Origin of the sequence: Streptomyces sp. NPDC003035 (assembly GCF_042888285.1) — a bacterium.
Taxonomy (GTDB): Bacteria; Actinomycetota; Actinomycetes; order Streptomycetales; family Streptomycetaceae; genus Streptomyces.
This window is the reverse complement of the sequence record NZ_JBIAPJ010000006.1, coordinates 217,357-237,635: the sequence shown is the minus strand read 5'-3', so window position 1 is coordinate 237,635 and position 20,279 is coordinate 217,357. Positions and strand designations below refer to the sequence as shown.

General features: G+C 72.4%; 21 protein-coding genes and 1 tRNA gene. 15 read left to right on the top strand and 7 right to left on the bottom strand.

Features of this window, described 5'->3' with window-relative positions:
* Nucleotides 1–30 precede the first annotated feature (30 nt).
* The 3 genes from ACFYV5_RS20925 to crcB are packed head-to-tail and all read left to right on the top strand — an operon-like array spanning nucleotide 31 to nucleotide 1,153.
* Nucleotides 31–468, top strand: coding sequence for a CrcB family protein (locus tag ACFYV5_RS20925; RefSeq protein ID WP_389170453.1), 438 nt, complete (start codon nucleotides 31–33; stop codon nucleotides 466–468).
* The gene (locus tag ACFYV5_RS20920; RefSeq protein WP_355115380.1) at nucleotides 456–803 is read left to right on the top strand and encodes a DUF190 domain-containing protein; all 348 of its coding nucleotides are present in this window, start codon (nucleotides 456–458) and stop codon (nucleotides 801–803) included. The genes ACFYV5_RS20925 and ACFYV5_RS20920 overlap by 13 nt, the downstream gene beginning before the upstream one ends.
* Nucleotides 800–1,153 carry a fluoride efflux transporter CrcB gene (crcB, locus tag ACFYV5_RS20915; RefSeq protein WP_389170448.1) on the top strand — a complete coding sequence of 118 codons (354 nt, stop codon included), beginning with the start codon at nucleotides 800–802 and terminating at the stop codon, nucleotides 1,151–1,153. The genes ACFYV5_RS20920 and crcB overlap by 4 nt, the downstream gene beginning before the upstream one ends.
* A gap of 88 nt (nucleotides 1,154–1,241) precedes the next feature.
* Here crcB and ACFYV5_RS20910 read toward each other — a convergent pair whose 3' ends face one another.
* The 5 genes from ACFYV5_RS20910 to ACFYV5_RS20890 all read right to left on the bottom strand — a co-directional run bounded on the left by ACFYV5_RS20910 (nucleotide 1,242) and on the right by ACFYV5_RS20890 (nucleotide 6,823).
* Nucleotides 1,242–4,859 carry an NACHT domain-containing protein gene (locus tag ACFYV5_RS20910; protein WP_389170445.1) on the bottom strand — a complete coding sequence of 1,206 codons (3,618 nt, stop codon included), beginning with the start codon at nucleotides 4,857–4,859 and terminating at the stop codon, nucleotides 1,242–1,244.
* Between the two features lie 218 nt (nucleotides 4,860–5,077).
* Complete coding sequence (locus tag ACFYV5_RS20905) at nucleotides 5,078–5,545, bottom strand: hypothetical protein (RefSeq protein ID WP_389170442.1); 468 nt, start codon at nucleotides 5,543–5,545, stop codon at nucleotides 5,078–5,080.
* Between the two features lie 101 nt (nucleotides 5,546–5,646).
* A complete protein-coding gene (locus ACFYV5_RS20900) occupies nucleotides 5,647–5,931 on the bottom strand; it encodes a hypothetical protein (RefSeq protein WP_355115386.1) in 285 nt (94 codons plus the stop codon).
* 126 nt (nucleotides 5,932–6,057) lie between these two features.
* Nucleotides 6,058–6,267 (bottom strand): hypothetical protein, encoded by a 210-nt coding sequence (locus tag ACFYV5_RS20895; RefSeq protein ID WP_389170439.1) that lies wholly within the window; start codon nucleotides 6,265–6,267, stop codon nucleotides 6,058–6,060.
* Nucleotides 6,268–6,271: 4 nt separating this feature from the next.
* Nucleotides 6,272–6,823: a DUF5994 family protein gene (locus tag ACFYV5_RS20890; RefSeq protein WP_389170436.1), complete on the bottom strand. Its 552-nt coding sequence runs from the start codon at nucleotides 6,821–6,823 to the stop codon at nucleotides 6,272–6,274.
* A 299-nt stretch (nucleotides 6,824–7,122) separates the two neighbouring features.
* Here ACFYV5_RS20890 and ACFYV5_RS20885 point away from each other — a divergent pair, with 299 nt between their 5' ends.
* The 5 genes from ACFYV5_RS20885 (at nucleotide 7,123) to ACFYV5_RS20865 (ending at nucleotide 9,543) form a co-directional block, all read left to right on the top strand.
* Complete coding sequence (locus ACFYV5_RS20885; protein WP_355115391.1) at nucleotides 7,123–7,617, top strand: DUF5994 family protein; 495 nt, start codon at nucleotides 7,123–7,125, stop codon at nucleotides 7,615–7,617.
* Complete coding sequence (locus ACFYV5_RS20880; protein ID WP_389170432.1) at nucleotides 7,614–7,970, top strand: PRC-barrel domain-containing protein; 357 nt, start codon at nucleotides 7,614–7,616, stop codon at nucleotides 7,968–7,970. Before ACFYV5_RS20885 ends, ACFYV5_RS20880 begins: the two co-directional genes overlap by 4 nt.
* A 30-nt stretch (nucleotides 7,971–8,000) precedes the next feature.
* Nucleotides 8,001–8,171 carry a hypothetical protein gene (locus ACFYV5_RS20875; protein ID WP_355115395.1) on the top strand — a complete coding sequence of 57 codons (171 nt, stop codon included), beginning with the start codon at nucleotides 8,001–8,003 and terminating at the stop codon, nucleotides 8,169–8,171.
* A gap of 86 nt (nucleotides 8,172–8,257) precedes the next feature.
* Entirely contained in the window at nucleotides 8,258–9,016 is a 759-nt protein-coding gene (locus ACFYV5_RS20870; RefSeq protein WP_389170429.1) for a hypothetical protein, read from the top strand.
* Between the two features lie 74 nt (nucleotides 9,017–9,090).
* Nucleotides 9,091–9,543, top strand: a complete 453-nt coding sequence (locus tag ACFYV5_RS20865) for a hypothetical protein (RefSeq protein WP_389170427.1) — start codon at nucleotides 9,091–9,093, stop codon at nucleotides 9,541–9,543.
* A gap of 631 nt (nucleotides 9,544–10,174) precedes the next feature.
* On the opposite strand, the gene ACFYV5_RS20860 is transcribed toward ACFYV5_RS20865, so the two are convergent.
* Nucleotides 10,175–10,247 (bottom strand) — tRNA-Arg (locus ACFYV5_RS20860).
* 302 nt (nucleotides 10,248–10,549) lie between these two features.
* Between ACFYV5_RS20860 and ACFYV5_RS20855 the strand changes: the two genes are divergently transcribed.
* The 4 genes from ACFYV5_RS20855 to ACFYV5_RS20840 all read left to right on the top strand — a co-directional run bounded on the left by ACFYV5_RS20855 (nucleotide 10,550) and on the right by ACFYV5_RS20840 (nucleotide 16,331).
* A complete protein-coding gene (locus ACFYV5_RS20855) occupies nucleotides 10,550–12,157 on the top strand; it encodes a dynamin family protein (RefSeq protein ID WP_389170424.1) in 1,608 nt (535 codons plus the stop codon).
* Between the two features lie 6 nt (nucleotides 12,158–12,163).
* A complete protein-coding gene (locus ACFYV5_RS20850; RefSeq protein ID WP_389170421.1) occupies nucleotides 12,164–14,029 on the top strand; it encodes a GTPase in 1,866 nt (621 codons plus the stop codon).
* Between the two features lie 138 nt (nucleotides 14,030–14,167).
* Nucleotides 14,168–14,653: a single-stranded DNA-binding protein gene (locus tag ACFYV5_RS20845; RefSeq protein ID WP_389170417.1), complete on the top strand. Its 486-nt coding sequence runs from the start codon at nucleotides 14,168–14,170 to the stop codon at nucleotides 14,651–14,653.
* Between the two features lie 262 nt (nucleotides 14,654–14,915).
* Entirely contained in the window at nucleotides 14,916–16,331 is a 1,416-nt protein-coding gene (locus tag ACFYV5_RS20840) for a Cys-Gln thioester bond-forming surface protein (protein ID WP_389170414.1), read from the top strand.
* Between the two features lie 169 nt (nucleotides 16,332–16,500).
* On the opposite strand, the gene ACFYV5_RS20835 is transcribed toward ACFYV5_RS20840, so the two are convergent.
* Complete coding sequence (locus ACFYV5_RS20835) at nucleotides 16,501–16,917, bottom strand: hypothetical protein (RefSeq protein WP_389170411.1); 417 nt, start codon at nucleotides 16,915–16,917, stop codon at nucleotides 16,501–16,503.
* Between the two features lie 210 nt (nucleotides 16,918–17,127).
* Here ACFYV5_RS20835 and ettA point away from each other — a divergent pair, with 210 nt between their 5' ends.
* The 3 genes from ettA to ACFYV5_RS20820 are packed head-to-tail and all read left to right on the top strand — an operon-like array spanning nucleotide 17,128 to nucleotide 19,879.
* Nucleotides 17,128–18,792: an energy-dependent translational throttle protein EttA gene (gene ettA, locus ACFYV5_RS20830; RefSeq protein WP_389170408.1), complete on the top strand. Its 1,665-nt coding sequence runs from the start codon at nucleotides 17,128–17,130 to the stop codon at nucleotides 18,790–18,792.
* A gap of 2 nt (nucleotides 18,793–18,794) precedes the next feature.
* Nucleotides 18,795–19,217, top strand: a complete 423-nt coding sequence (locus ACFYV5_RS20825) for an acyl-CoA thioesterase (protein WP_389170405.1) — start codon at nucleotides 18,795–18,797, stop codon at nucleotides 19,215–19,217.
* Nucleotides 19,214–19,879 carry a hypothetical protein gene (locus ACFYV5_RS20820; RefSeq protein WP_389170402.1) on the top strand — a complete coding sequence of 222 codons (666 nt, stop codon included), beginning with the start codon at nucleotides 19,214–19,216 and terminating at the stop codon, nucleotides 19,877–19,879. The genes ACFYV5_RS20825 and ACFYV5_RS20820 overlap by 4 nt, the downstream gene beginning before the upstream one ends.
* Nucleotides 19,880–20,279: the final 400 nt, after the last annotated feature.

Genomic DNA, 20,279 nt, shown 5'->3' with positions numbered 1-20,279 from the left:
GGGCCGGAGGGACCCCCTTAGCCTGGCCGCATGGACCTCCGCGGACAGCTGCCCGTCGTCGGGGCCGTCGCCGTCGGCGGCGCCCTCGGCGCGGCGGGCCGCTACGGCGCGTCGCTCGCCTGGCCCACGCCGCCCGACGCGTTCCCGTGGACGATCCTCACCGTCAACGCCTCCGGCTGCGCCGCCCTCGGCGTCCTGATGGTCCTGGTCACCGAGGCCGCCGCCCCGCCCCACCCGCTCGTACGCCCCTTCCTCGGGACGGGCGTCCTGGGCGGCTTCACCACCTTCTCCACGTACGCCCTCGACACGCAGCGGCTGCTGAGCGCCGGGGAGACGGCCCGCGGCGTGGCATACATGGGAGCGACGGTGGCGGCCGCGCTGGCCGCCGTCTGGGCCGCGACCACCGCGACCCGTGGCGCTCTGGCGAGGAGAACGAGGAGAACGAGGAGAACACGATGGCGAGACTGACGGGCAGCGCCCTGCGCGTGACGATCCTCCTCGGCGAGAGCGACACCTGGCACCACCGGCCGCTGTACTCGGAGATCGTGCACCGGGCCCACGAGGCCGGCCTCGCCGGCGCCTCCGTCTTCCGGGGCATCGAGGGCTTCGGCGCGTCCTCGCTCGTCCACACCTCGCGCCTGCTCTCGCTGAGCGAGGACCTGCCCGTCGCCGTCGTGATCGTGGACACCGAGGACCGGATCCGGGACTTCCTGCCGCAGCTCGACGCGCTGGTGACGGAAGGTCTTGTGATCCTCGACGACTGCGAGGTCATCCGGTACGCCGGCCGGGAGAAGCACGCGTGAACTGGCTCCTCGTGCTCACCGGCGCGGCGATCGGCGCGCCCCTGCGCTACCTCACCGACCGCGCCGTCCAGTCGCGCCACGACTCCGTCTTCCCCTGGGGCACGTTCACGGTCAACGTCATCGGCTCCTTCTTCCTCGGCCTGCTGACCGGGGTCTCCTCGACCGGGGCACACCTGTTGCTCGGTACCGGCCTGTGCGGGGCGCTGACCACGTACTCCACCTTCTCCTACGAGACGCTGAAGCTGTACGAGAGCGGGGCGAGGGGGTACGCGGCGGCGAACGTGGCCGGGAGCCTGGCCGCCGGACTCGGAGCCGTATGGCTGGGAGTGGTCGCCGCACGGGCCTGGTGACAAGGTGCTCCGGGCGATCCTCCGAAGGGCGGTACCTGCGCCTGAACTGGGCGGACTTCCCGTACGAGATCTACCTCGACGGCCTCGATCAGCCCGGGGCCGCCGACTGGGCCCAGAGGTCGTTGAGGATCTTGTCGGCGAGCTCCGGGTACGAAGGTGGGGCGCTGACGTGCAACCAGAGGAGGACCCCCAGCGGCACGGGCTTGTTCTTTCCCTCGGTGTACGTCGCCTTGACGGTCCAGTAGAGGGAGGCGGAGCCCGGCGAACGGTCATGGGAGACGGGGCCCTGGTGGTCCCAGTCGGCCAGGGGTCTGCCCGGGCGGCGGTCCGCGAAGGACCGTCGTTCCGCGGCCGAGCAGGAAGCGCCACAGCTGGTGAAGAGGAGGTCCATGCGGAAGCCGGCCGCGGGGCCGCGGCTCGCCGCGCAGACCAGCCCTCCGTCGGCGCCCGTGCGCTGCGCACCGTCCGGGACGTCGCACTGCGCTTCGCGTGGCACCCTCACCGCCACCAGCGCGTCGAGCGTCTCGACGCGTCCGGGATCGCTCTCCTTCCAGACCGCGCCCGCGAGCCGGCCCGTACGTTCCTTGTCGAAGACCCCGAAGCGGGAGTCCTCGGAGATCCGGCTGTCCGGAACGCGCGTGAGGGGCGCTCCCTCGGGGACCGGACCGGCGGGGAGGTCGTAGGTGCGGCGGATGCGGTCGAGGACCTCCCGTACGAGTGTCTCGGCGGCCTGCCAGGCCTGCCGCTCGGTGCCGAACTCCAGCGCCACGTCCACGGCCACCAGCGCGTTCCCCATGCGGCCCCGCGCCCAGCCGACGGGGACGCGCTGCTCGGCGCGGCTCGACCGAGGGTCGAGGGACGACGCCCACTCCGTACCGGCGACCAGAGACCAGTCGGCGCCCGAACTCCGTACCCGGGGGTCGAGCAGCCCCGGCCTGTCCACCTCGTACTGCGCGCGCTTGGCGCTCTTGATCGACCCCGCCCCGGCGGCGAGGGCCACGGTCACCGTGACCTCCGTGTCCGGCCGCAGCGCGGACCGCTCCGTCATCACGCAGGAGCTGCGCGCACGGGCATGAGGGTCGTCGGCGTGTTGCGGCTGCCGGAAACCGTCGTCGAGGAAGCCCCGGGCGTCGGAGAAGATGTCGATACGCGGCTCCCCACCCGCCGCCGGGCGCTCCATGAGGGGGCGTACGGACGACAGCGGAAGCAGCTCGCAGGCCGGGGCGAGGGTGTGGAGCGGTCCCATCGCGCCGGGGGCCGTGACCACCGAGCCGACCAGGAGGACCACGGCCGTCACGCCCGCCGACGCGGCCAGTGCTCCGGCGCCCAGACGCCCCGCCCGGCCCGTACGCCCTCCCGCGTCCCGCGGTTCGGTCCCCGCCGCGAGGCTGCGCCGCAATTCGATGTGCCGGAACCGGTAGACCCCGCCGGTCTGCCGCAGCACACCGCGGCGGTGCGCGTCCGCGAGGAACCCGGTGAGCTGCCGGGGAAGACGTCCTGTCGAGGCGAGCCACCAGCGCGCCACCGTGTAACGGCCCCACGCCGACATGGCGCAGCTCCACAGACACCACCACAGCCCCAGTGCGCCGTACACGGCCGCCCAGCGCCAGGGGGTGACGGCGTCCTCTCCGCGCCCGAAGCCCCAGAGCAGGAGGGTGGCGACCACCGGGAAGGGCAGCACCTTCTGCGCGGAGAGCATGGCCCGCGGATGGGGAAAGGAGAGAGGCGCGAGGGCCAGTGCGGTACGGCGGTCCTGGCGCAGCAGGGTGAGGGGGTCGCTTCGCTGGAGGTCGGCGGGCGCGCGGACGACGGTGAGTGCCCGAAAGACCGCGGCCAGCGGGATGGGCAGCAGGAAAGAGGCGAAGAAGATCGCGACGCCGTTGCCGGAGGAGACGGCCCAGATCCAGACGGCGAGCCCACCCACCGGAAGCAGTACGGAGAAGACGGCTGCCACCGGTCGGCGTCGCAGGGCGCCGAGCACCTCGTCGCGAGGTGAGCGCAGGCGCTGCGGGGGATCGGCGCGCGTTCCGTGCTCGGCGATCCAGTCCAGCGCCCCGGCGCACACGGCCGCGACGAGAGCGAGAAGACCGGCCCGGAGGCCGAGGCCGGGCACGGCCGACTGTCCCGGCGCGGGCAGGGAGCCGGCGGCGACCGCCGCCGCGAGGAGCAGTCCGAGCGGGAGGGAGACCAGCAGGGTACGGAACGTCCACGGCACCTGCTCCTCCAGGCGCCACCAGGCGATGTCCTGCTCCGGGCGGCGGGCGAGGCGGGCCAGGTACCGGCGGGCGCGTGTGGCCGTCCAGCGGTCGCGACGACGCGGTACCGCAGCCGGGTCCGGCTGGTAGGCGGCGTCGACGAAAGCATTCAGCAGATGCCGTTCCACCGCGTCCCGGGTGGTGAGGTCGCGCCGGTTCAGGAGGTCGTCGGGGCGGGCGGTGGTGTCGCTGTAGACGGCTCGGGCGAGGGAGACCATGAGAGGGGTGCGCAGCACGTCGCGCAGGTGCCGCGCCGCGGAGTCGTCCCGGGCGGGGTCCTCCCGGTCGGGGTCGTCCCGGCCGGAGTCGTCCCGGCCGGAGTCGTCCCGGCCGGAGTCGGGCTCGGGGCCGGAGTCGGAGTCAGGGGTGGCGAGCCGGTCGAGGACCTGGTCCCACTTCGTGGTGGAGTCGGCCCGCTCACGGCTGGTGCGCGGCAGGTAGGCGCGCAGGTCGGCCACGTCGAGCGGCTGGAGCTGGACCGCCGCCGTCCTGGGCAGGCGTACTCCGGCGCTGTCCACCGCGGCGGTGAACTCGGCGGTGCGGCTGGTGAGGACGAAGCGGCCGTCGGGCAGCAGGCTCTTGGACAGCTGGGAGAGGGCCTTCGTGCGTGAGGCGGTGGGGAGTTCGTCGAAGCCGTCCAGGATGGGCAGGACGCGTCCGGACGTGATGAGGTGGTGAGCGATGGTGCGCGCCGGGGCGTCGGAGCCCTCCCCGGCCAGGATCCCGGCGTGCGTCTGGGCCAGCCGTCCGGCCGCCCACCACCACAGCGGCGTCCCCTCCTGCGGGTCCCAGGACGAGATCGGGAACACGACCGGCACCGGATCACCGTCCGTACGCCGTGCCAGCAGACCCGCGGCCAGGTGGAGGACGAGCACCGACTTTCCGGCACCCGCGTCACCGAGGATCACGAGGCGGCCGTGCGGCAGGCTGTCGTACGTCCGGACGATGTCGGAGAAGGAGCCGTCGAGTGCGGGTGCCGTCCGCCCGGCGTCCGCGAGGTTCGCGGCGTGGTCGCCGATGCCACGCGGGGCCGCCGTCCAGCGCACCGGCAGCGGCCCGGGGTCGTGCACGCGGACGGCCACCTCCTCGCGTGCGTACTGCTCGGTGAGGGCACGCGCCAGCGACGAGGCCGCCTTGCGCAGTTCTCGGGGCGACGGGGTCCGGTCCTGGGGCCGGCGCCGGCCGCGAGCCCGCCTGAGGATCACGCCGACCGCGGCACCCAGGACGAGACAGGCCGCGGCGGCCCACCCGTCCGCGGTCGGGGAGCCCAGCTGCGCGCCGTCCCAGGCCAGGCCGACGGCGAGCATGACACCCATGAGGACGGCGAGTGCGGGCGCGGCCCGCTCCGAACGCGCGGGGGCGGCCTGCTGATAGATGATGTCGCCGGTCCGGTACGCGTGCACCACCAGCTCGGGGGCTTCCCCGTCCGCCTGAGGGACGTGGAAATTCACCCGCTCCGCGCGGTGGAAGGCGACGCTGCCGCGGTCGGCGTGGACCGTGACGCCCTGGCCGCCCGCGTCGCGGCCGGCGGTGCGGGAGGCCCCCGCGTCACCGTCACCGTCGTCGTGGTCGTTGCGGTCGTCGTCGTCGTCGTCGCCGTCATCGCCGCGGCCGCGGTCGTCGCGGTCGGGGGCGTGCGGTGGGCTTGTGTCAGCCGGTGCCGGTCCGTTCAGCCCTGGGTCGGATCCGGCGCGGGAGGGGCGGGGAGGGTCACATCCCCGTTCACGATGCCGGCCGCGACCGATCCCCGGTCGGCCTGGATCCGGAGGTCCCCCCGTACGGCGATCCCGCCCGTGCCCGCCGCGACCGCGCCGGGCGGGGCGTGCCGCCGCAGCAGGTCGCGCATCGCGTCCGCCGCGCCGTCCCGTTCTTCCTCCGGCAGCTGCTCGAGCAGGTCCTCGATGCGGGACTGCCACACCGCGTCGTGCCGGGCGCGCGCACGTTCCGCGCCCGCCTCGCCCTCGTCCCGCGCGGCCTCCAGCTCCGCCGCGGTACGGTCCAGCCGTTCCAGCTCCGCCTGCCGGCGCTGTTCGTCACCCCGTCCGAACCACTGGGCCACCGCCTGCCGCAGCGCGGCCCACGCGTCCGTCCCGGCGGCCTGCACCACGGCGGCCCCGCCCGCGGCGGCAAGTGCCACCAACGCCTGCTCCAACACCCGTTCGCCCTCCCCATGTTCGGCCGTTACGGCTCCGTACCGTATCGCGACCGTATCGCGCGACTCGGTGTCGCCGGGGCCGATCAGACTTCGTCGACGTGGGTGCCGGTGAGGGGGGACGGTCTGCTGGTGGTGAGCCAGGAGAGGGCGGGTTCCGCGGCGGTTTCGGTGTCGACGGTGAGGTGGAGCCGGGTGCCGCCCTCGGGGACGGGGTAGCTGCGCTGTTCCGTCCCGGCGAAGGAGCGGCGGATCACTTCGGCGACGGCGCGGGCGGCTTCGGGGGTGGCGGCGACGATACGGACCTCGGCGTGGCCGGCCGAGGGCAGGGAAGTGGTGTCGGTGGGGTACAAGGGGTGTGGTCCCTTCATGGGCGAACGAGAGGCCGGCAGGTGGGTCGTCCCGGGTGTCGGGGCCCCACCCGCGGCCTTCGGTCGGAGGAGTGGTCTGAGGTGGTCAGAGCTGGTCAGAGGCTGACGTGGCCGAGGCCGAGGTGGTCAGGGCCAGGTGCCGGTGACCCGGTGGCCGGAGGCTTGCTCCGTGGGCGTGTGGTGGCTGTGGCCCGGTGGCCGGAAGATGGCCGGGAAGGGGTCACTGAAGTGGTGGGCCGCGATGCGTGCGTCGTGCTGGGCGTTGAGACGGTGGATCAGGCGCGTGCCGAGCGCGATCAGCAGGGCGGCTGCCGCGAGGGCGATCAGGATGTCCATGACGTCACCTCCGTGGGTTCCCCGGCAGCGGGATCATCCGCGCTCCGACGACCGGGTGCCGGAGCGGCGGGGCGGACCCGCCGTCGGTCTCCCAGGCGTCCTCGCTGCTTCGGGCGTCCCGCGTACGGCGGCCTGTGGCGGCTTCGTCGGACATCAGGCCACCGGCGGTGAGGACGCTGCCGGGGAGGGCGGCGGCGGTCATGAGCCGGGCGGCTGTGGCGGGTTCGGTCTCCGGAGGGATCACCAGCAGGTCGCGGCGGCCGACGGTGTAGGAGAGCAGGATGATCTTGTCGGGATCCTGTTCGGTGAACCAGCCCACGTGCAGGGTGTGCCCGGTCACGGCAACCTTGTGCGGGACGACCGGCCAGCGGGTGGGGTTCACCGTGACGCGTGTGATGCGTCCGTACGGCCCCTCCAGCGCATCGGCCAGGGCCGGAAGCTCAGCGGCGAGGTCACGCGAACGAGGCCACCAGGCGCCGTCCAGCAGGCCGGCGAGGGTGGTCTTCGGTGTCAGCGACAGGCGCGCCGAGAGCGGGCGCGCGAGGGTGGTGGCCATGAGGGCGGACCCGTCTCCGGGCCGCCCTGCGGGGCGGCCCAGTGTCTTGATCGCCGGAAACGACGTCCGCGTGGGAGCGGGTGTTCGAGTTACTCCCGGTACTTGCAGCGTACTCCGCCCCGTGGTCGGACGAGCCGTCCTGACCAGGCGACTTTCAGCCTGGAGCACCGCCCGGCCGATGGCGCGGACCGGTGGGCCGACGACCGCGGGCATGACCGCAGGCACGCGGAGTACCGTGAGACCACGGCGGTATGTCGGCCATGAGGTGCCGGCGTCCCCGCGTAGGCAGGCGGACCATCATGGCCGAATCCGACACCCCCACCGTTCGGAAGCTACTTCCGGACGAGATCCACCGGGCGGTGAGGCCGGGCACGGCCCTGCTCCGGCTGCAGACGACCCACTCCCGCGAGGGCGTCCTCGACGGCGCCTGGTGGCCCCGCTCCCGGGACGTCGCGACCGAGCTGCCCGCCCTGATCCAGGCGCTCACGACGCACCTCGGCCCCGTCACACGGGTCGGCCTGGACACCGACGCCTGGGAGGAGGTCCCGACCCGTGTGGTCGTCGACGACCGGGTCGTGCACCTCGACTCCTTCCCCGTCGGCGACGACACCGTCCTCATCACCCGTGGCGAGAACGACCACTTCGCCCTCCTGGTGGTGCCGCCGACCACGACACCCGACGCGGCACGTGACGCCATGGCCCGTGCGGTGGACGCCGGCAACGTCACGCAGGCTGCCGAGATCCTTGTCGCCACGCTTCCCGAACCGGCGACCGACCGCGAGGAGTCGGCGTGATCCAGATGGCGGACATCCGTGAGTGGCGCACCCACGACGTGGTGGACACGCGGGGCCACAGGATCGGTGAGCTGGAGGCGATCTACGTCGACACGAGCACCGACGAGCCGGCCATGGCCACGGTCCTCGTCGGCCTGCCCACCCGGCGCCGTCTGGTATTCGTCCCCCTGGACGGCGCGACGGTGGGCCCGGGCTACGTGAAGGTCGCCCATGACAAGGCGCTGGTGAAGCAGTCCCCTTCGGTGGGCACCGACGACGTCCTGCCCGCCGGGGACGAGGAGGCGGTCTTCCGGCACTACGACCTCCCCTACCAGCTCGGCGCGAACGGCGAACGACAGCTGGCCCGCCGCTGATCTCCCCAACCGACCGAGGGGGCGGCCCTCATGACGCTCTTCCTTTCCCTGATCATCATCGCGATCGTGCTGGGCATCATCGGTGCCACCGTCGACGGCCTGCTCTTCCTGCTGATCATCGGCATCGTGCTGCTCGTGGCGGACCTCATCCACATCGCCCTGCGCATCCGCCACTCCACCCACCACCACCCGGCCCGGTGACTCGCCCCACCTGATCACGGCCGGGGGTAAGTTGGGGACCTTCGGCTTGCGCATGCTTCCGGAGTCCCCGAAGGCGAACGCCCGTGATGAACCCCGATCAGCCCCGCGCACGACCTCGCCTCGACGCCGCGCTCCGCGGCCTGGCCGTCACGTTCCGCGGGAGGACCGCTCACCCCGACGAGTTCAACTGCGAGTGCCACTGGGGCAGCGCGGAAGACCTCGCGCGACTCAAGGTGGCGGACGTGGAGCTGGACCTTGATCTCCTGCACCGCACATGGCAGGCCACCGACTGGAGCGACAAGGCATCGGTGCTGCGACGGATCCTTCCTCAGTTCGCCTCGGCCCTCGTCAGCGGCCTCATCGAGACCCCCTTCGGCATGGAAAGCGTCGGCCTTTCGTTCGCCCGCGCCTCCTGGCAGGAGTGGCCCGCCGAGCAGGCCGCCGCGGTGGAGGAGTTCCTGAATGCCTGGTGGGCGTACGCGCTCACGGATCCGGATCCCGTCGTACCGGTGCATGACCTCCTCGTCCTGAACGCTGAGGCCACGGGCACGCTGAGCCCGTGGCTCGCCACCTGGGAAGCGCTGAGCGACCCTGTGGCCGACCGACACCTGGCCGAGGCAGCGGACCGCTGGGAGTACGAACTCCTCGGTGACCAACTTCCCTGGAGCGCCTGGGAGAACGAGGAGGACATGCGCGCCGAGCTGACTTCCTGGCTCGTCCGCCACGCGCCTGCCCGGCTCCGTGCGCACGGCGTACCGGAGGATCTGCTTCACCGGATACGGCTGCTCGGCCTCACCGGACCCGACCGCTGGGACGACCCGCACTGGCCCGGCCACCGTTACTGACCCACCGAACCGCACGACGCTTTCCTGGCGGGTTCGCGGGCGGGGGCGGTCGTCCCCTGAGAACAAGGAAGACCATGACCACGGAACGAGACATCCGGACGAACTTCGCCTTCTGCCCTCCTGAGGGGGAGGGCGGAGCCTGGCACGCCACCCTGGAGTCTCTGGAGCGGGCGCTGCGGGAGGCGTTCCCCGATCCCACCATCGGGCACCGCAGGTCCGGCGTCCACGAGATGACCGTGCTGGACTTCGAGATCGAGCCGGCGCCGGACCTGTGGGTCGACGGTACCGCGGCCATCACCGAGCCCGACTACGCCTACATCACCCTCACCGACGCGACGGCGGACGAAGCCGGCGCCTTCGCCGTCTGGTTGCGTGACTCCTTCGTCCCGACGCCGAGCCTCGTGCGCTTCGCCAGCAGCCTTGCCCTGGCGAACGGCGAGGAGACCCCCTCGCCATTGCCGGCTCATGGGAGCCGGGAAGACATCACTGGCCTGCTGCGTCGGCACCTCGAGGCGTTCGACCACTGACCAGCGCCCCTCGCCCGCCGCCAGGAGCGGCAAAGGGATGGGGCGGCGCCCCGGCATTGGCGGGGCAGCCTTGATCGACTCGCTATACGCACGCACTGGGTCGTGCCCGAGCAGGGCTCGTGGTCGGTTGCAGTCGGCTGCAGAGCCAGCGGGCCTGCTGCGCGCCCACGTCTGCGATCGCCTGCCGAACCGCGTCGCGCCCGGCCGGGGTGACCCGCTCCTCCAGCCCATTGCCGGCGTCGTTGATCCGGTACGCCGACCATGCGTCGTCGAGTCTCTGGCTGGGCTCCCCGCCCTGGCTCAACGCCGGCGTCCCGGCCGCGACCGTGGCCGAGTGGGCGGGCAACAGCGTCCCCGTCCTGCTCGCCACGTACGCCCGGTGCATCGAGTGGGCAGCTGGACGACCTGAAGCATCGGATCGGCGGGCGGGGGAGCTGCCGGACCCCGCCGCGCCCCCGGCCTGAAAAGTTCTCCGCGTATTCTCCGCAGCCACCCGCAGAAACCCGGAATCAGCCGGACACCGCCGGACACGCCCCACGCCCGCCGAGGGGCGCGTCCGTCCATCTCCCGCCCGCCAGAAACCGGCCATGACCAGCAAAAAGACCCTCCCGAAGGAGGGTCTTGATCTGTGCGCCCCCGGCAGGACTCGAACCTGCGGCCAAGTGCTTAGAAGGCACCTGCTCTATCCACTGAGCTACGGGGGCCGGGTGGTGGCCTTGAGGCCGGGAGCCCCTGGTGGGTGGGGCGTGGCCTGTCGGGTCAAGGATAGGGCTCGGATCCCCTTGGCCCGCTTGCTTCACCTGCGTGGCACGATGTGGAGGTTCGGTGAAGCGGAACGATAATCGCAGGCAGGTGCGATTCCCGCAGCGCTTTTCGCGCCACTTGGCCCGGGTGTTGTGCACTCGTTATGCCTGAGGCCCGTGTCATCAGCCGTTCGGTCGGCGCGTAGGACCGCTATACGCTTCAAAAAGGCTCCAAAATTGGGCATTCTTCGCATGTGGTGACCTTGGACGAACGGCCTCAGCTGATCGACGCACTCTCCGCCCTGCGCGACTGTGTCGCCGCCGTGCGTCTACCCCTCCCCCTCCCAGGCGCTCCACGCGCCCGGCAGACCCGCGTCGAGCTGCTCGCCCAGCTCGACGACTATCTGGTGCCCCGGCTGAAGGATCCCGACGCCCCTCTACTCGCCGTCGTCGGCGGCTCCACCGGAGCCGGCAAGTCCACCCTCGTCAACTCCCTTGTCGGGCGGCGGGTGAGCGAGGCCGGGGTGCTCCGCCCCACCACGCGTACGCCCGTCCTCGTCTGCCACCCCGAGGACCACCACTGGTTCGCCGGGATGCGCGTGCTGCCCCAGCTCACCCGCGTCTGGCTGCCCCAGCAGGACGACGACCACCCGGCCGAGGAGCCCCCGGAGGACAACGCGCTGCGCGTCGAGACGTCCTCCGCGCTCGCCCCCGGGCTCGCCCTGCTCGACGCGCCCGACATCGATTCCCTCGTCGTCGAGAACCGGCTGCTCGCCGCCGAGTTGATCTGCGCCGCCGACATCTGGGTCATGGTCACCACCGCCTCCCGGTACGCCGACGCCATCCCCTGGCACCTCCTCCGTACCGCCAAGGAGTACGACGCCACGCTCGTCACCGTCCTCGACCGCGTCCCCCACCAGATCATCGGCGAGATCTCCCGCCAGTACGAGGCCCTGCTCGACAAGGCGGGGCTCGGCGACGTACCCCGGTTCACCATCCCCGAGCTGCCCGAGTCCGCCGGGGGCGGCCGCGGGCTGCTGCCCGACACCGCCGTCGCCCCGCTGCGCGCCTGGCTCGCCCACCGCGCCCAGGACCCCGCCGCCCGTCAGCAGGCCATGAGCCGTACCGCCACCGGTGTCGTCGACTCCCTCGACGGCCGGATTCCCGAGCTCGCCTCCGCGGTCGCCGCCCAGTACGCCGCCGCCGTCCGGCTCGGCGGCGCCGTCGAGTCGGCGTACGAGGAGCAGGGCGAGCGCCTCCGGCAGCAGCTGCGCCGCGGTGCCGTCCTGGCCGGTGACGCCCGTACCCGCTGGCGCGGCTACCCCCGCGACAGCTCCGCCGACGAACTCCTCGACGCCCTCGTCGAATCCCTCGCCGCCCTCCTCCAGTGCGCGGTCGCCGCCGCCGACGAGCGCGTACGGGACATCTGGCGCCACGAACCCGCCGCCGCGGCCCTCGGCGCCGCCGTCGCCGCCCCCGACCGGGAGGCGAACGAGCGGATCGAGATGACGGTACGGCGCTGGCGGCGCGTCCTCGAAGAGCTGGCCGAGGAGGAGCTCCGCAGTACGGAGCGGCTGGGGAGCGCCCGTACCGCGGCCCCCGAGGCCGACACCGTCGCCGCCCTGCTCGCCGCCGCTCTCCTCGGCGGCCGCCGCACCCGCAGCGCCGGTGAACGCCTCGCCGAACTCCTCGGGGCGCAGGCCGCCCTGCGCCTGCGCGACAAGGGCGGCGCGCTCGTCATGACGTACCTCGACCGAGCCCTGCACGCCGAACGCGACCGGCGCCTCGCGCCCCTCGACGCACTCGGCGTGACCCCGGAGCCGCAGGCGGAGCTGATCGCCGCGCTCTCCGTACTGCAGAAGGAGAAGTGACGACCGGTGAGCAGCAGCACGGGCACCACGGGCACCACGGACACCCCGGTGGGCGACCGCTGGGACGACGGCCTGATCGCGCGCCGAGCGGCGGAGAAGGCGAGAGCGGAGGGGAGATCGGAGGCGAGGGAGGGGGCACACGAGCAGGCGGGGGCGCCGGGACCCGGTGAGGACCTTCCGCCCCTGGTCGGGCAGTACGGCGGGGCCCTGCGCATCCGCCTCGACGCCCTCCACGAACTCGTCGGCCTCTCCCGTACGCGGCTGGAGACCGACGCCCTCGCCGAGGCCGGACTCGCCGAGGCCGGACGCGTCCTGGACGAGGCCGCCGCCCGTCAGCGGCTCTCCGCCCGGCACACCGTCGTCGCCGTCGCCGGACCCACCGGCAGCGGCAAGTCCACCCTCTTCAACGCCCTCGCCGGCGTGCCCGTCTCCGAGACCGGACTGCGCCGCCCCACCACGTCCGCGCCCATCGCGCTCAGCTGGTCGGAGGGCTCGGCGGGCCTCCTGGACCGGCTCGCCGTCCCCGGCCGGCTCCGCCGCCGCCCCCTCGCGGGCGGCGCCGGCGACGAGGACCTGCAAGGACTCGTCCTGATCGACCTGCCCGACCACGACTCGGCCGTCACCGCCCACCGCGACACGGTCGACCGGGTCCTCGGCCTGGTCGATGCCGTGATCTGGGTCGTGGACCCCGAGAAGTACGCCGATGCCGTCCTCCACGAGCGCTATCTGCGCCCGCTCGCGGGCCACGCCGAGGTCACCTTCGTCGTCCTCAACCAGATCGACCGGCTGAGCGCCGACGCGGCCGACCTCGTCCTGGACGACCTGCGCCGCCTCCTCGACGAGGACGGCATGGCCCTCGGCGAACACGGCGAGCCCGGCGCCACCGTCCTCGCGCTCTCCGCCCTCACCGGGGACGGGGTGGGCGAACTGCGCGAACTGCTCGGCCGGTTCGTCCAGGAACGGACCGCGCCGGCGCGCCGCCTCTCCGCCGACGTCGACGCGGCGGCCGTCCGCCTCAGGCCGGTGTACGTCGCCGACGGGCAGACCGGTCTGGGCGAGCGGGCGCGGGAGGACTTCGCGCGCCGCCTCGCGGTCGCCGTCGGCGCCACCGCCGCGGGCGAGGCCGCCGAACGCGTCTGGCGCCGGGGAGCCATCCGCGCCTGCGGCACCCCCTGGCTGCGGCTCTATCGCTGGTACGAGCGGATCCGCGCCCACGGCTCCACCGACCCGCGGCTGCAGACGCCGGTGGAGGACGAACTGACCGCGCGGCAGCGGGTGGAACAGGCCGTACGGACCGTGGCAGACGAGGCGGCGCGCGGGCTCCCGGCGCCCTGGGCGCAGGCGGTGCGCGAGGCGGCGGCGCGAGGGGCCGAGGGGCTGCCCGAGGCGCTGGACGAACTCACGGTGACCATCGGGGACCCGGCCGCCCGCCCGCCGCGGCCCGCCTGGTGGCCGGCCGCCGTCCTCGCCCAGGTCCTCATGACGTTCCTGCAGATCTTCGGCGCGGTGTGGCTGGTCGGGCAGATCATCGGTGTGGTGGAGCCCGGGCTGCTGCCGCCGGTGCTCATCATGATCGGCGGCATCGTCGGCGGGCCGCTGGTCGAGTGGGCGTGCGCCGCAGCGGTGAAGGGGCCGGCCCGGCGGTACGGGCAGGAGGCCGAGCGGAAGCTGCGGGAGGCGGCGGGCGCCTGCGGACGGGCACGGGTGCTCGACCCGATCTCGGCGGAGCTGATGCGGTACCGGGAGGTGCGCGAGCAGTACGTGACGGTGTCGGGGACACGGTCGGGCGCGCGCGTGACGCGGCTGGGCGGCTCGGGTGGCTCGGGCGGTACGCGGTGGGGCGGTACACGACCGGGGGCGCGGCTGAGGTGAGTTCCGGTTCCCACCCGTACGGGTGACGGACTTTTCCCCAGGTCGCGACCCCTCCACAGGCTCGGGCACGGGCTCCCGGACCGGTCCAGCATGGAACCGGACTCGGAAAGGGTCGGAAGGGCCGGGAAGGGGAGGGACATGAACGACACGATGGTGACGCTGGTCGGGAACGTGGCGACGAGCGTGGAGTACCGGGACACGGCGACGGGCGGGGTGGCCCGGTTCCGCTTCGCGGTGACCGCGCGCCGCTGGGACCGGGAGCGGGGCGCGTGGACGGACGGACACACCAGCTTCTACACGGTGTTCGCCTGGCGGGCGCTCGGTGTGAACCTGGCCGCCTCGGTCTCGGTCGGCGAACCGCTGGTGGTGCACGGCCGGTTGCGGGTGCGTGAGGAGGACCTGGAGGAAGGCCGGCCGGACGGCAGGCGCAGGACGTTCGTGGACATCGACGCGCTGGCGGTGGGCCACGACCTGACGCGCGGCACCGCGGCGTTCCGCCGGGTGGTGAAGGGAGAGCCGCGCCTGACGGAACGCCAGGGGAACGGAGGCGCGGAGCGGGATCCGTGGGAGGGCGCGCAGGCCCAGGGGGCCGAGGCGGCGAAGGTGCTGGAACCCGTGCTCTGACCTGGAGTTGTGGGGATTTGTCGATACTGTGAGCGGTGCGTACGCGCGCGGCGGGCCCCGGTCATAACGATTCCGAGTCGGAATGGTTATCAGACCGTATGAACGGGCACGCGGGTCTTCCGCATCCCTAGGATTCCCGAGTACTCATACGGGACTTGAGTCAACGCTCGAGTCAACTGGGTCTTTGTGAGTTTGCTGGCGATGCGCTCCCCCCACGTGTCTCGACCAATGACGCGGAGCAGCTCGCCCGGAGGGGAATTTCATGTTTTCTGTTCGGAGGCGCGGCGTCGCCCGCCTTGCCGCCGCGACCGTGGTCTCCGGCCTCGTCGCGGTCGGCGCCATAGCTGTCGCCGGACCGGCGGCGGCCGACGAGGGACTCGACGGCACCGGCGGTGCGACCGCCACGCTGGGCAAGCTCACCACCTTCGACACGGTCGAGATCGCGGGCAAGGGCAAGGTCTCGGCCGGCCTGTTCGAGATGCAGGTCACGCCCGGTGGGGCGCTGCAGACCTACTGCATCGACCTCTACACGGGTGCGAAGACGGGCCAGGAGTACAAGGAGGTCGGCTGGGACCAGTCGTCCCTCCACAACAACGACAACGCCGGCAAGATCCGCTGGATCCTGCAGAACTCCTACCCGCAGGTGGACAAGCTCGACGAGCTGGCCTCCAAGGTCGGCGCAAAGAGCCTCACCAAGGAGACCGCGGCCGCCGCCACCCAGGCCGCGATCTGGCACTTCTCGGACAAGGTCGACGCCATGCCGGTCGACAAGGACGCCCAGAAGCTCACCGCGTACCTGGAGAAGGAAGCGGTGAACCTGGCGGAGCCGAAGGCGTCGCTCAGCCTCACCCCGGCCTCCCTCGCCGGTAAGTCCGGCGAGCGCCTCGGCCCGGTCACGGTGGACACCAACGCCGCCTCGGCCGCGGTCTCCCTCGCCCCCGGCGCCCCCGCGGGCGTCAAGCTGGTCGACAAGGACGGCAAGGTCGTCTCCAGCGTCACCAACGGGGCCAAGGTCTACTTCGACGTCCCGGCCGGCACCCCCGACGGCTCCGCCGAGCTGAAGATCCAGGCCGACACCACCGTCCCGATCGGCCGCGCCTTCGTCTCCACCAAGGTCAAGAGCCAGACCCTGATCCTGGCGGGCACCAGCACCTCCAGCGTCAGCGCCAAGGCCACCGCCACGTGGGCGACCAAGGGTGCGATCCCGGCCGTCACGGCGGAGAAGAACTGCGCCAAGGGCGGCCTGGACATCACGGCCTCCAACGAGGGCGACGAGGACTTCACCTTCGAGCTCAAGGGCCTGAAGTACACGATCGGCGCCGGCAAGTCCCAGACCGTGACGGTCCCGCTCGCCGAGGACCAGGCGTACGACTTCACGATCAAGGGCCCGAACGGCTTCGAGAAGACCTTCAAGGGCGTCCTCGACTGCAAGACGGCCACCCCGGGCCCGCTCCCGTCGGAGACCCCGTCCACCAGCCCGTCCAACGAGCCCGCCCCGGCCACGGCCGGCGGCTCCACGGGCGGCTCCACCACCGGCACCACCTCCGGTGAGGGCGACCTCGCCGAGACCGGTAGCTCCAACGCCACCCCGATGATCGCCGGCATCGCCGCGGTCCTCGTGCTCCTCGGCGGCGGCGCGGTGTTCTTCCTCCGCAAGAAGAAGACCGCCGGCCAGTAACCCACGAGGAACGGCCCCCGACGGCCCCGGTGCGCACCTCGCGCACCGGGGCCGTCGCGCATGGGCGGCGGCCCCGGCCGGTCGCCACCCTCTGCCGGATGGCCCTGCCGGATGACCGACGACGTCACCACCTGGAACGCCTGAGACCGGTCCGTACACGTACCGCCACTCAGCGGCGACGGTCGGCACGCCCGCGTGTCGCGGAGGCGATCAGGGCGGAAACAGCGGCGGTCACGAGGAGGCTCCCCACCATGACCATCCCCGCGCCGATCATGTAGAGACCACTGGCGTCGTCCGACCAGTCGTACACGGCGGCGACGGTCAGGCCGAGGCTGGTGCCGAGGGCGGTGAGGAACACGGCACCTTCGACGGAGCGCCGGGACGCCGCCCAGTACACCGGTACGAGCACGGTCAGCACGAGCCCGATCACCTGCCACGCCTCGTAGGGTCCGGTCGTGGAACCGTCAGGGTGCACGTCACGGTGCTGGTCCCAGCCCAGCCAGGCGGCCCATGCCGCCGCCGCCACCAGGGCCGGCACGAGGAGCACCGAGAGCCGGGGGACGCGCTGCCGAAGTCGTTGTCGCATGGCCCCAGCGTTCCGGCTCACTCCATGAGCGACCAGAGCGTACGTACTCAGCCTCGGCTGAGTGCTTCCGCCGAGTACGGCCGAGCCCGCCGCGGGGTGATCCAGAACCCGCAGGTCAGGCCGTGGCCCCGATGCTGGTTTCCGCCTCGGGGTAGCGGTCAGGCAAGATGGGGTGTATCTGCCCACTCACTCCTAGCCGGACGGTTTCTCTTGGCTGAGTACATCTACACGATGCGCAAGACGCGCAAGGCGCACGGCGACAAGGTCATCCTCGATGACGTGACGCTGAGCTTCCTGCCCGGTGCGAAGATCGGTGTGGTCGGCCCGAACGGTGCCGGTAAGTCCACCGTCCTCAAGATCATGGCCGGCCTCGAGCAGCCGTCCAACGGTGACGCCTTCCTGTCGCCCGGCTACAGCGTCGGCATCCTCATGCAGGAGCCGAAGCTGGACGAGGCCAAGACGGTCCTGGAGAACGTCCAGGACGGCGCCGCCGAGATCATGGGCAAGCTCAAGCGCTTCAACGAGGTCGCCGAGCTCATGGCGACCGACTACTCGGACGCGCTGATGGACGAGATGGGCAAGCTTCAGGAGGACCTGGACCACGCCAACGCCTGGGACCTCGACGCGCAGCTGGAGCAGGCCATGGACGCCCTGGGCTGCCCGCCCGGCGACTGGCCGGTCACCAACCTCTCCGGTGGCGAGAAGCGCCGCGTCGCGCTCTGCAAGCTGCTGATCGAGGCCCCGGACCTGCTCCTCCTCGACGAGCCCACCAACCACCTCGACGCCGAGTCGGTGAACTGGCTGGAGCAGCACCTCTCGAAGTACGCGGGCGCCGTCGTCGCCGTCACGCACGACCGGTACTTCCTGAACAACGTCGCCGAGTGGATCCTCGAGCTCGACCGTGGCCGCGCGATCCCCTACGAGGGCAACTACTCCACGTACCTGGAGAAGAAGGCCACCCGTCTGAAGGTCGAGGGCCGCAAGGACGAGAAGCGCGCCAAGCGCCTCAAGGAAGAGCTGGAGTGGGTCCGCTCCAACGCCAAGGGCCGGCAGACCAAGTCCAAGGCGCGCCTCGCCCGTTACGAGGAGATGGCGGCCGAGGCCGACAAGATGCGGAAGCTGGACTTCGAGGAGATCCAGATCCCGCCGGGCCCGCGTCTGGGCTCCGTCGTCGTCGAGGTCAACAACCTCTCCAAGGCGTTCGGCGACAAGGTCCTCGTCGACGACCTGTCCTTCACCCTGCCCCGTAACGGCATCGTCGGCATCATCGGCCCGAACGGCGCCGGCAAGACCACGCTGTTCAAGATGATCCAGGGTCTCGAGGCCCCGGACTCGGGTTCGGTCAAGATCGGCGACACCGTCAAGATCAGCTACGTCGACCAGACCCGCGCCAACATCGACCCCAAGAAGACCCTCTGGGCCGTCGTGTCGGACGAGCTGGACTACATCAACGTCGGCCAGGTCGAGATGCCGTCGCGCGCGTACGTCAGCGCCTTCGGCTTCAAGGGGCCGGACCAGCAGAAGCCCGCCGGTGTCCTCTCCGGTGGTGAGCGCAACCGCCTCAACCTCGCGCTCACGCTCAAGGAGGGCGGCAACCTGCTGCTCCTCGACGAGCCCACCAACGACCTCGACGTCGAGACCCTGTCCTCGCTGGAGAACGCGCTCCTCGAGTTCCCCGGCGCGGCCGTGGTCATCTCCCACGACCGTTGGTTCCTGGACCGGGTCGCCACGCACATCCTGGCGTACGAGGGCGACTCGAAGTGGTACTGGTTCGAGGGCAACTTCGAGTCGTACGAGAAGAACAAGATCGAGCGCCTCGGCCCGGACGCGGCCCGTCCGCACCGCGCCACGTACAAGAAGCTGACCCGAGGCTGAGCGTGCGTCATATCTACAGCTGTCCCCTGCGCTGGTCGGACATGGACGCCTTCGGGCACGTCAACAACGTCGTCTTCCTGCGGTACCTGGAAGAGGCGCGGATCGACTTCATGTTCCGGCTGGCGCCGGGCGACGGTTCGCCGTCGTTCTCCGGCGGGTCCGTCGTGGCCCGGCACGAGATCGACTACGTACGGCCGCTGGTCCACCGGCACGCGCCGGTGACCATCGAGTCGTGGGTCACGAAGATAGGCGCGGCGTCGCTGACGATCGCGTACGAGATCAAGGATCCGGACGTCGTCTACGTACGGGCCTCGACGGTCGTCGTGCCCTTCGACCTGGAGGCGCAGCGGCCGCGCCGTATCTCCGCCGAGGAGCGGTCCTTCCTCCAGGAGTACGTCGACGACGGGATGACGTCCGCCGCATGATCGCGCCGCTGCACTTCGCCGATGCCAGGGAGGCGGCGGACCTCGCCGCCTTCCTGGCCCGGCTGATCCACTACGACCGCGCCGCCGCCGTCCGCCTCCAGGCGGGGGGCGGGGCGCTCGCGGTGTTCGGGCGGCCGCCGTCGTTCGAGGTGCTCGCCATCCGCACGGCGCGGCTGGCCGACGCGGTGGATCTGGACGTCACGGTGTCCGCCGGCGAGCTCCTCGAAGGCATCGAGGAGTCGGCCGGCAAGGCCGTCGTCCCCGACGCCGTCACCGGGCCGCCGTGGGCCGGCGTGCTGCCGCCTCGGGGCGGCTGGGAGCCGGTCTCCGGAGTGCCCGCCGTCGCGGAGATGCGGGGCGCCGTCGCGGCGGCGGTCGCGGAATTCCGGGCGCGGGACGAGGAGTTGCCCGAGGAGCGGCGCACCCGGGCCGAGCGCGACCGCATCGGCCGCGAGATCTGGTCCCGGACCCTCGCCGACACGGGACTGCCCCTGCGGGCCGTGCACGCCGCGCAGTCGCTGGGCTTCCTGCCGCCGCAGAAGATGCCGGTCGCGCTGTTCGCCTCGGGGCCGTGGCTCCGGCTGCGCACTCCGTACGGCTCGATAGCGCTGCGTTCCGTACCGATGTCCCTGACCGTGACCCCGGGCGCGCCGTCCCGGTGACCCGGGCCGAGGCCGACGCGCGTCCTCACCGCTGACGGGCTGCACCCGCTGTTCCTTTGTTCCGTTCCGCCGGCTGCCGCCAGGGCTTGCGGGGAGGCGCTGACCAGTGTGTGCTGCGCCGCGACCCCACCCTCGCCCTCTGCGGCCGGCCACCAGGACGCCGACCGCGAGCCGGTGACCGGCGCGCAGCCGGCCTGCCGTGACCGGAGCCCGCACCCGCGCGATGCCTCCGCCGCGTGCCGCGCCCGCGCGACGGCCGCCCGCGGGCTGAGCCCGCGCCCCCCCGCGACGTCCCCGCCGCCCGCGACCGCGCCCCGCCCGCGCCGAGGCGGGCGACGCCTCCGCCGTGGCCCGTGGCCAACGCCCCCGCGCCACGCCCGCGCCTCCCCGCCGTGACCGG

What these genes read in the sequence shown, in the direction of transcription:
- ACFYV5_RS20900 (WP_355115386.1), bottom strand. Translation starts at nt 5,931, where the DNA reads ATGAAGGGACCACACCCCTTGTACCCCACCGACACCACTTCCCTGCCC.
- ACFYV5_RS20835 (WP_389170411.1), bottom strand. Translation starts at nt 16,917, where the DNA reads ATGCGACAACGACTTCGGCAGCGCGTCCCCCGGCTCTCGGTGCTCCTC.
- ACFYV5_RS20845 (WP_389170417.1), top strand. Translation starts at nt 14,168, where the DNA reads ATGAACGACACGATGGTGACGCTGGTCGGGAACGTGGCGACGAGCGTG.
- ACFYV5_RS20875 (WP_355115395.1), top strand. Translation starts at nt 8,001, where the DNA reads ATGACGCTCTTCCTTTCCCTGATCATCATCGCGATCGTGCTGGGCATC.
- ACFYV5_RS20870 (WP_389170429.1), top strand. Translation starts at nt 8,258, where the DNA reads ATGAACCCCGATCAGCCCCGCGCACGACCTCGCCTCGACGCCGCGCTC.
- ACFYV5_RS20820 (WP_389170402.1), top strand. Translation starts at nt 19,214, where the DNA reads ATGATCGCGCCGCTGCACTTCGCCGATGCCAGGGAGGCGGCGGACCTC.
- ACFYV5_RS20925 (WP_389170453.1), top strand. Translation starts at nt 31, where the DNA reads ATGGACCTCCGCGGACAGCTGCCCGTCGTCGGGGCCGTCGCCGTCGGC.
- ACFYV5_RS20865 (WP_389170427.1), top strand. Translation starts at nt 9,091, where the DNA reads ATGACCACGGAACGAGACATCCGGACGAACTTCGCCTTCTGCCCTCCT.
- ACFYV5_RS20840 (WP_389170414.1), top strand. Translation starts at nt 14,916, where the DNA reads ATGTTTTCTGTTCGGAGGCGCGGCGTCGCCCGCCTTGCCGCCGCGACC.
- ACFYV5_RS20895 (WP_389170439.1), bottom strand. Translation starts at nt 6,267, where the DNA reads ATGGACATCCTGATCGCCCTCGCGGCAGCCGCCCTGCTGATCGCGCTC.
- ACFYV5_RS20920 (WP_355115380.1), top strand. Translation starts at nt 456, where the DNA reads ATGGCGAGACTGACGGGCAGCGCCCTGCGCGTGACGATCCTCCTCGGC.
- ACFYV5_RS20890 (WP_389170436.1), bottom strand. Translation starts at nt 6,823, where the DNA reads ATGGCCACCACCCTCGCGCGCCCGCTCTCGGCGCGCCTGTCGCTGACA.
- ACFYV5_RS20885 (WP_355115391.1), top strand. Translation starts at nt 7,123, where the DNA reads ATGGCCGAATCCGACACCCCCACCGTTCGGAAGCTACTTCCGGACGAG.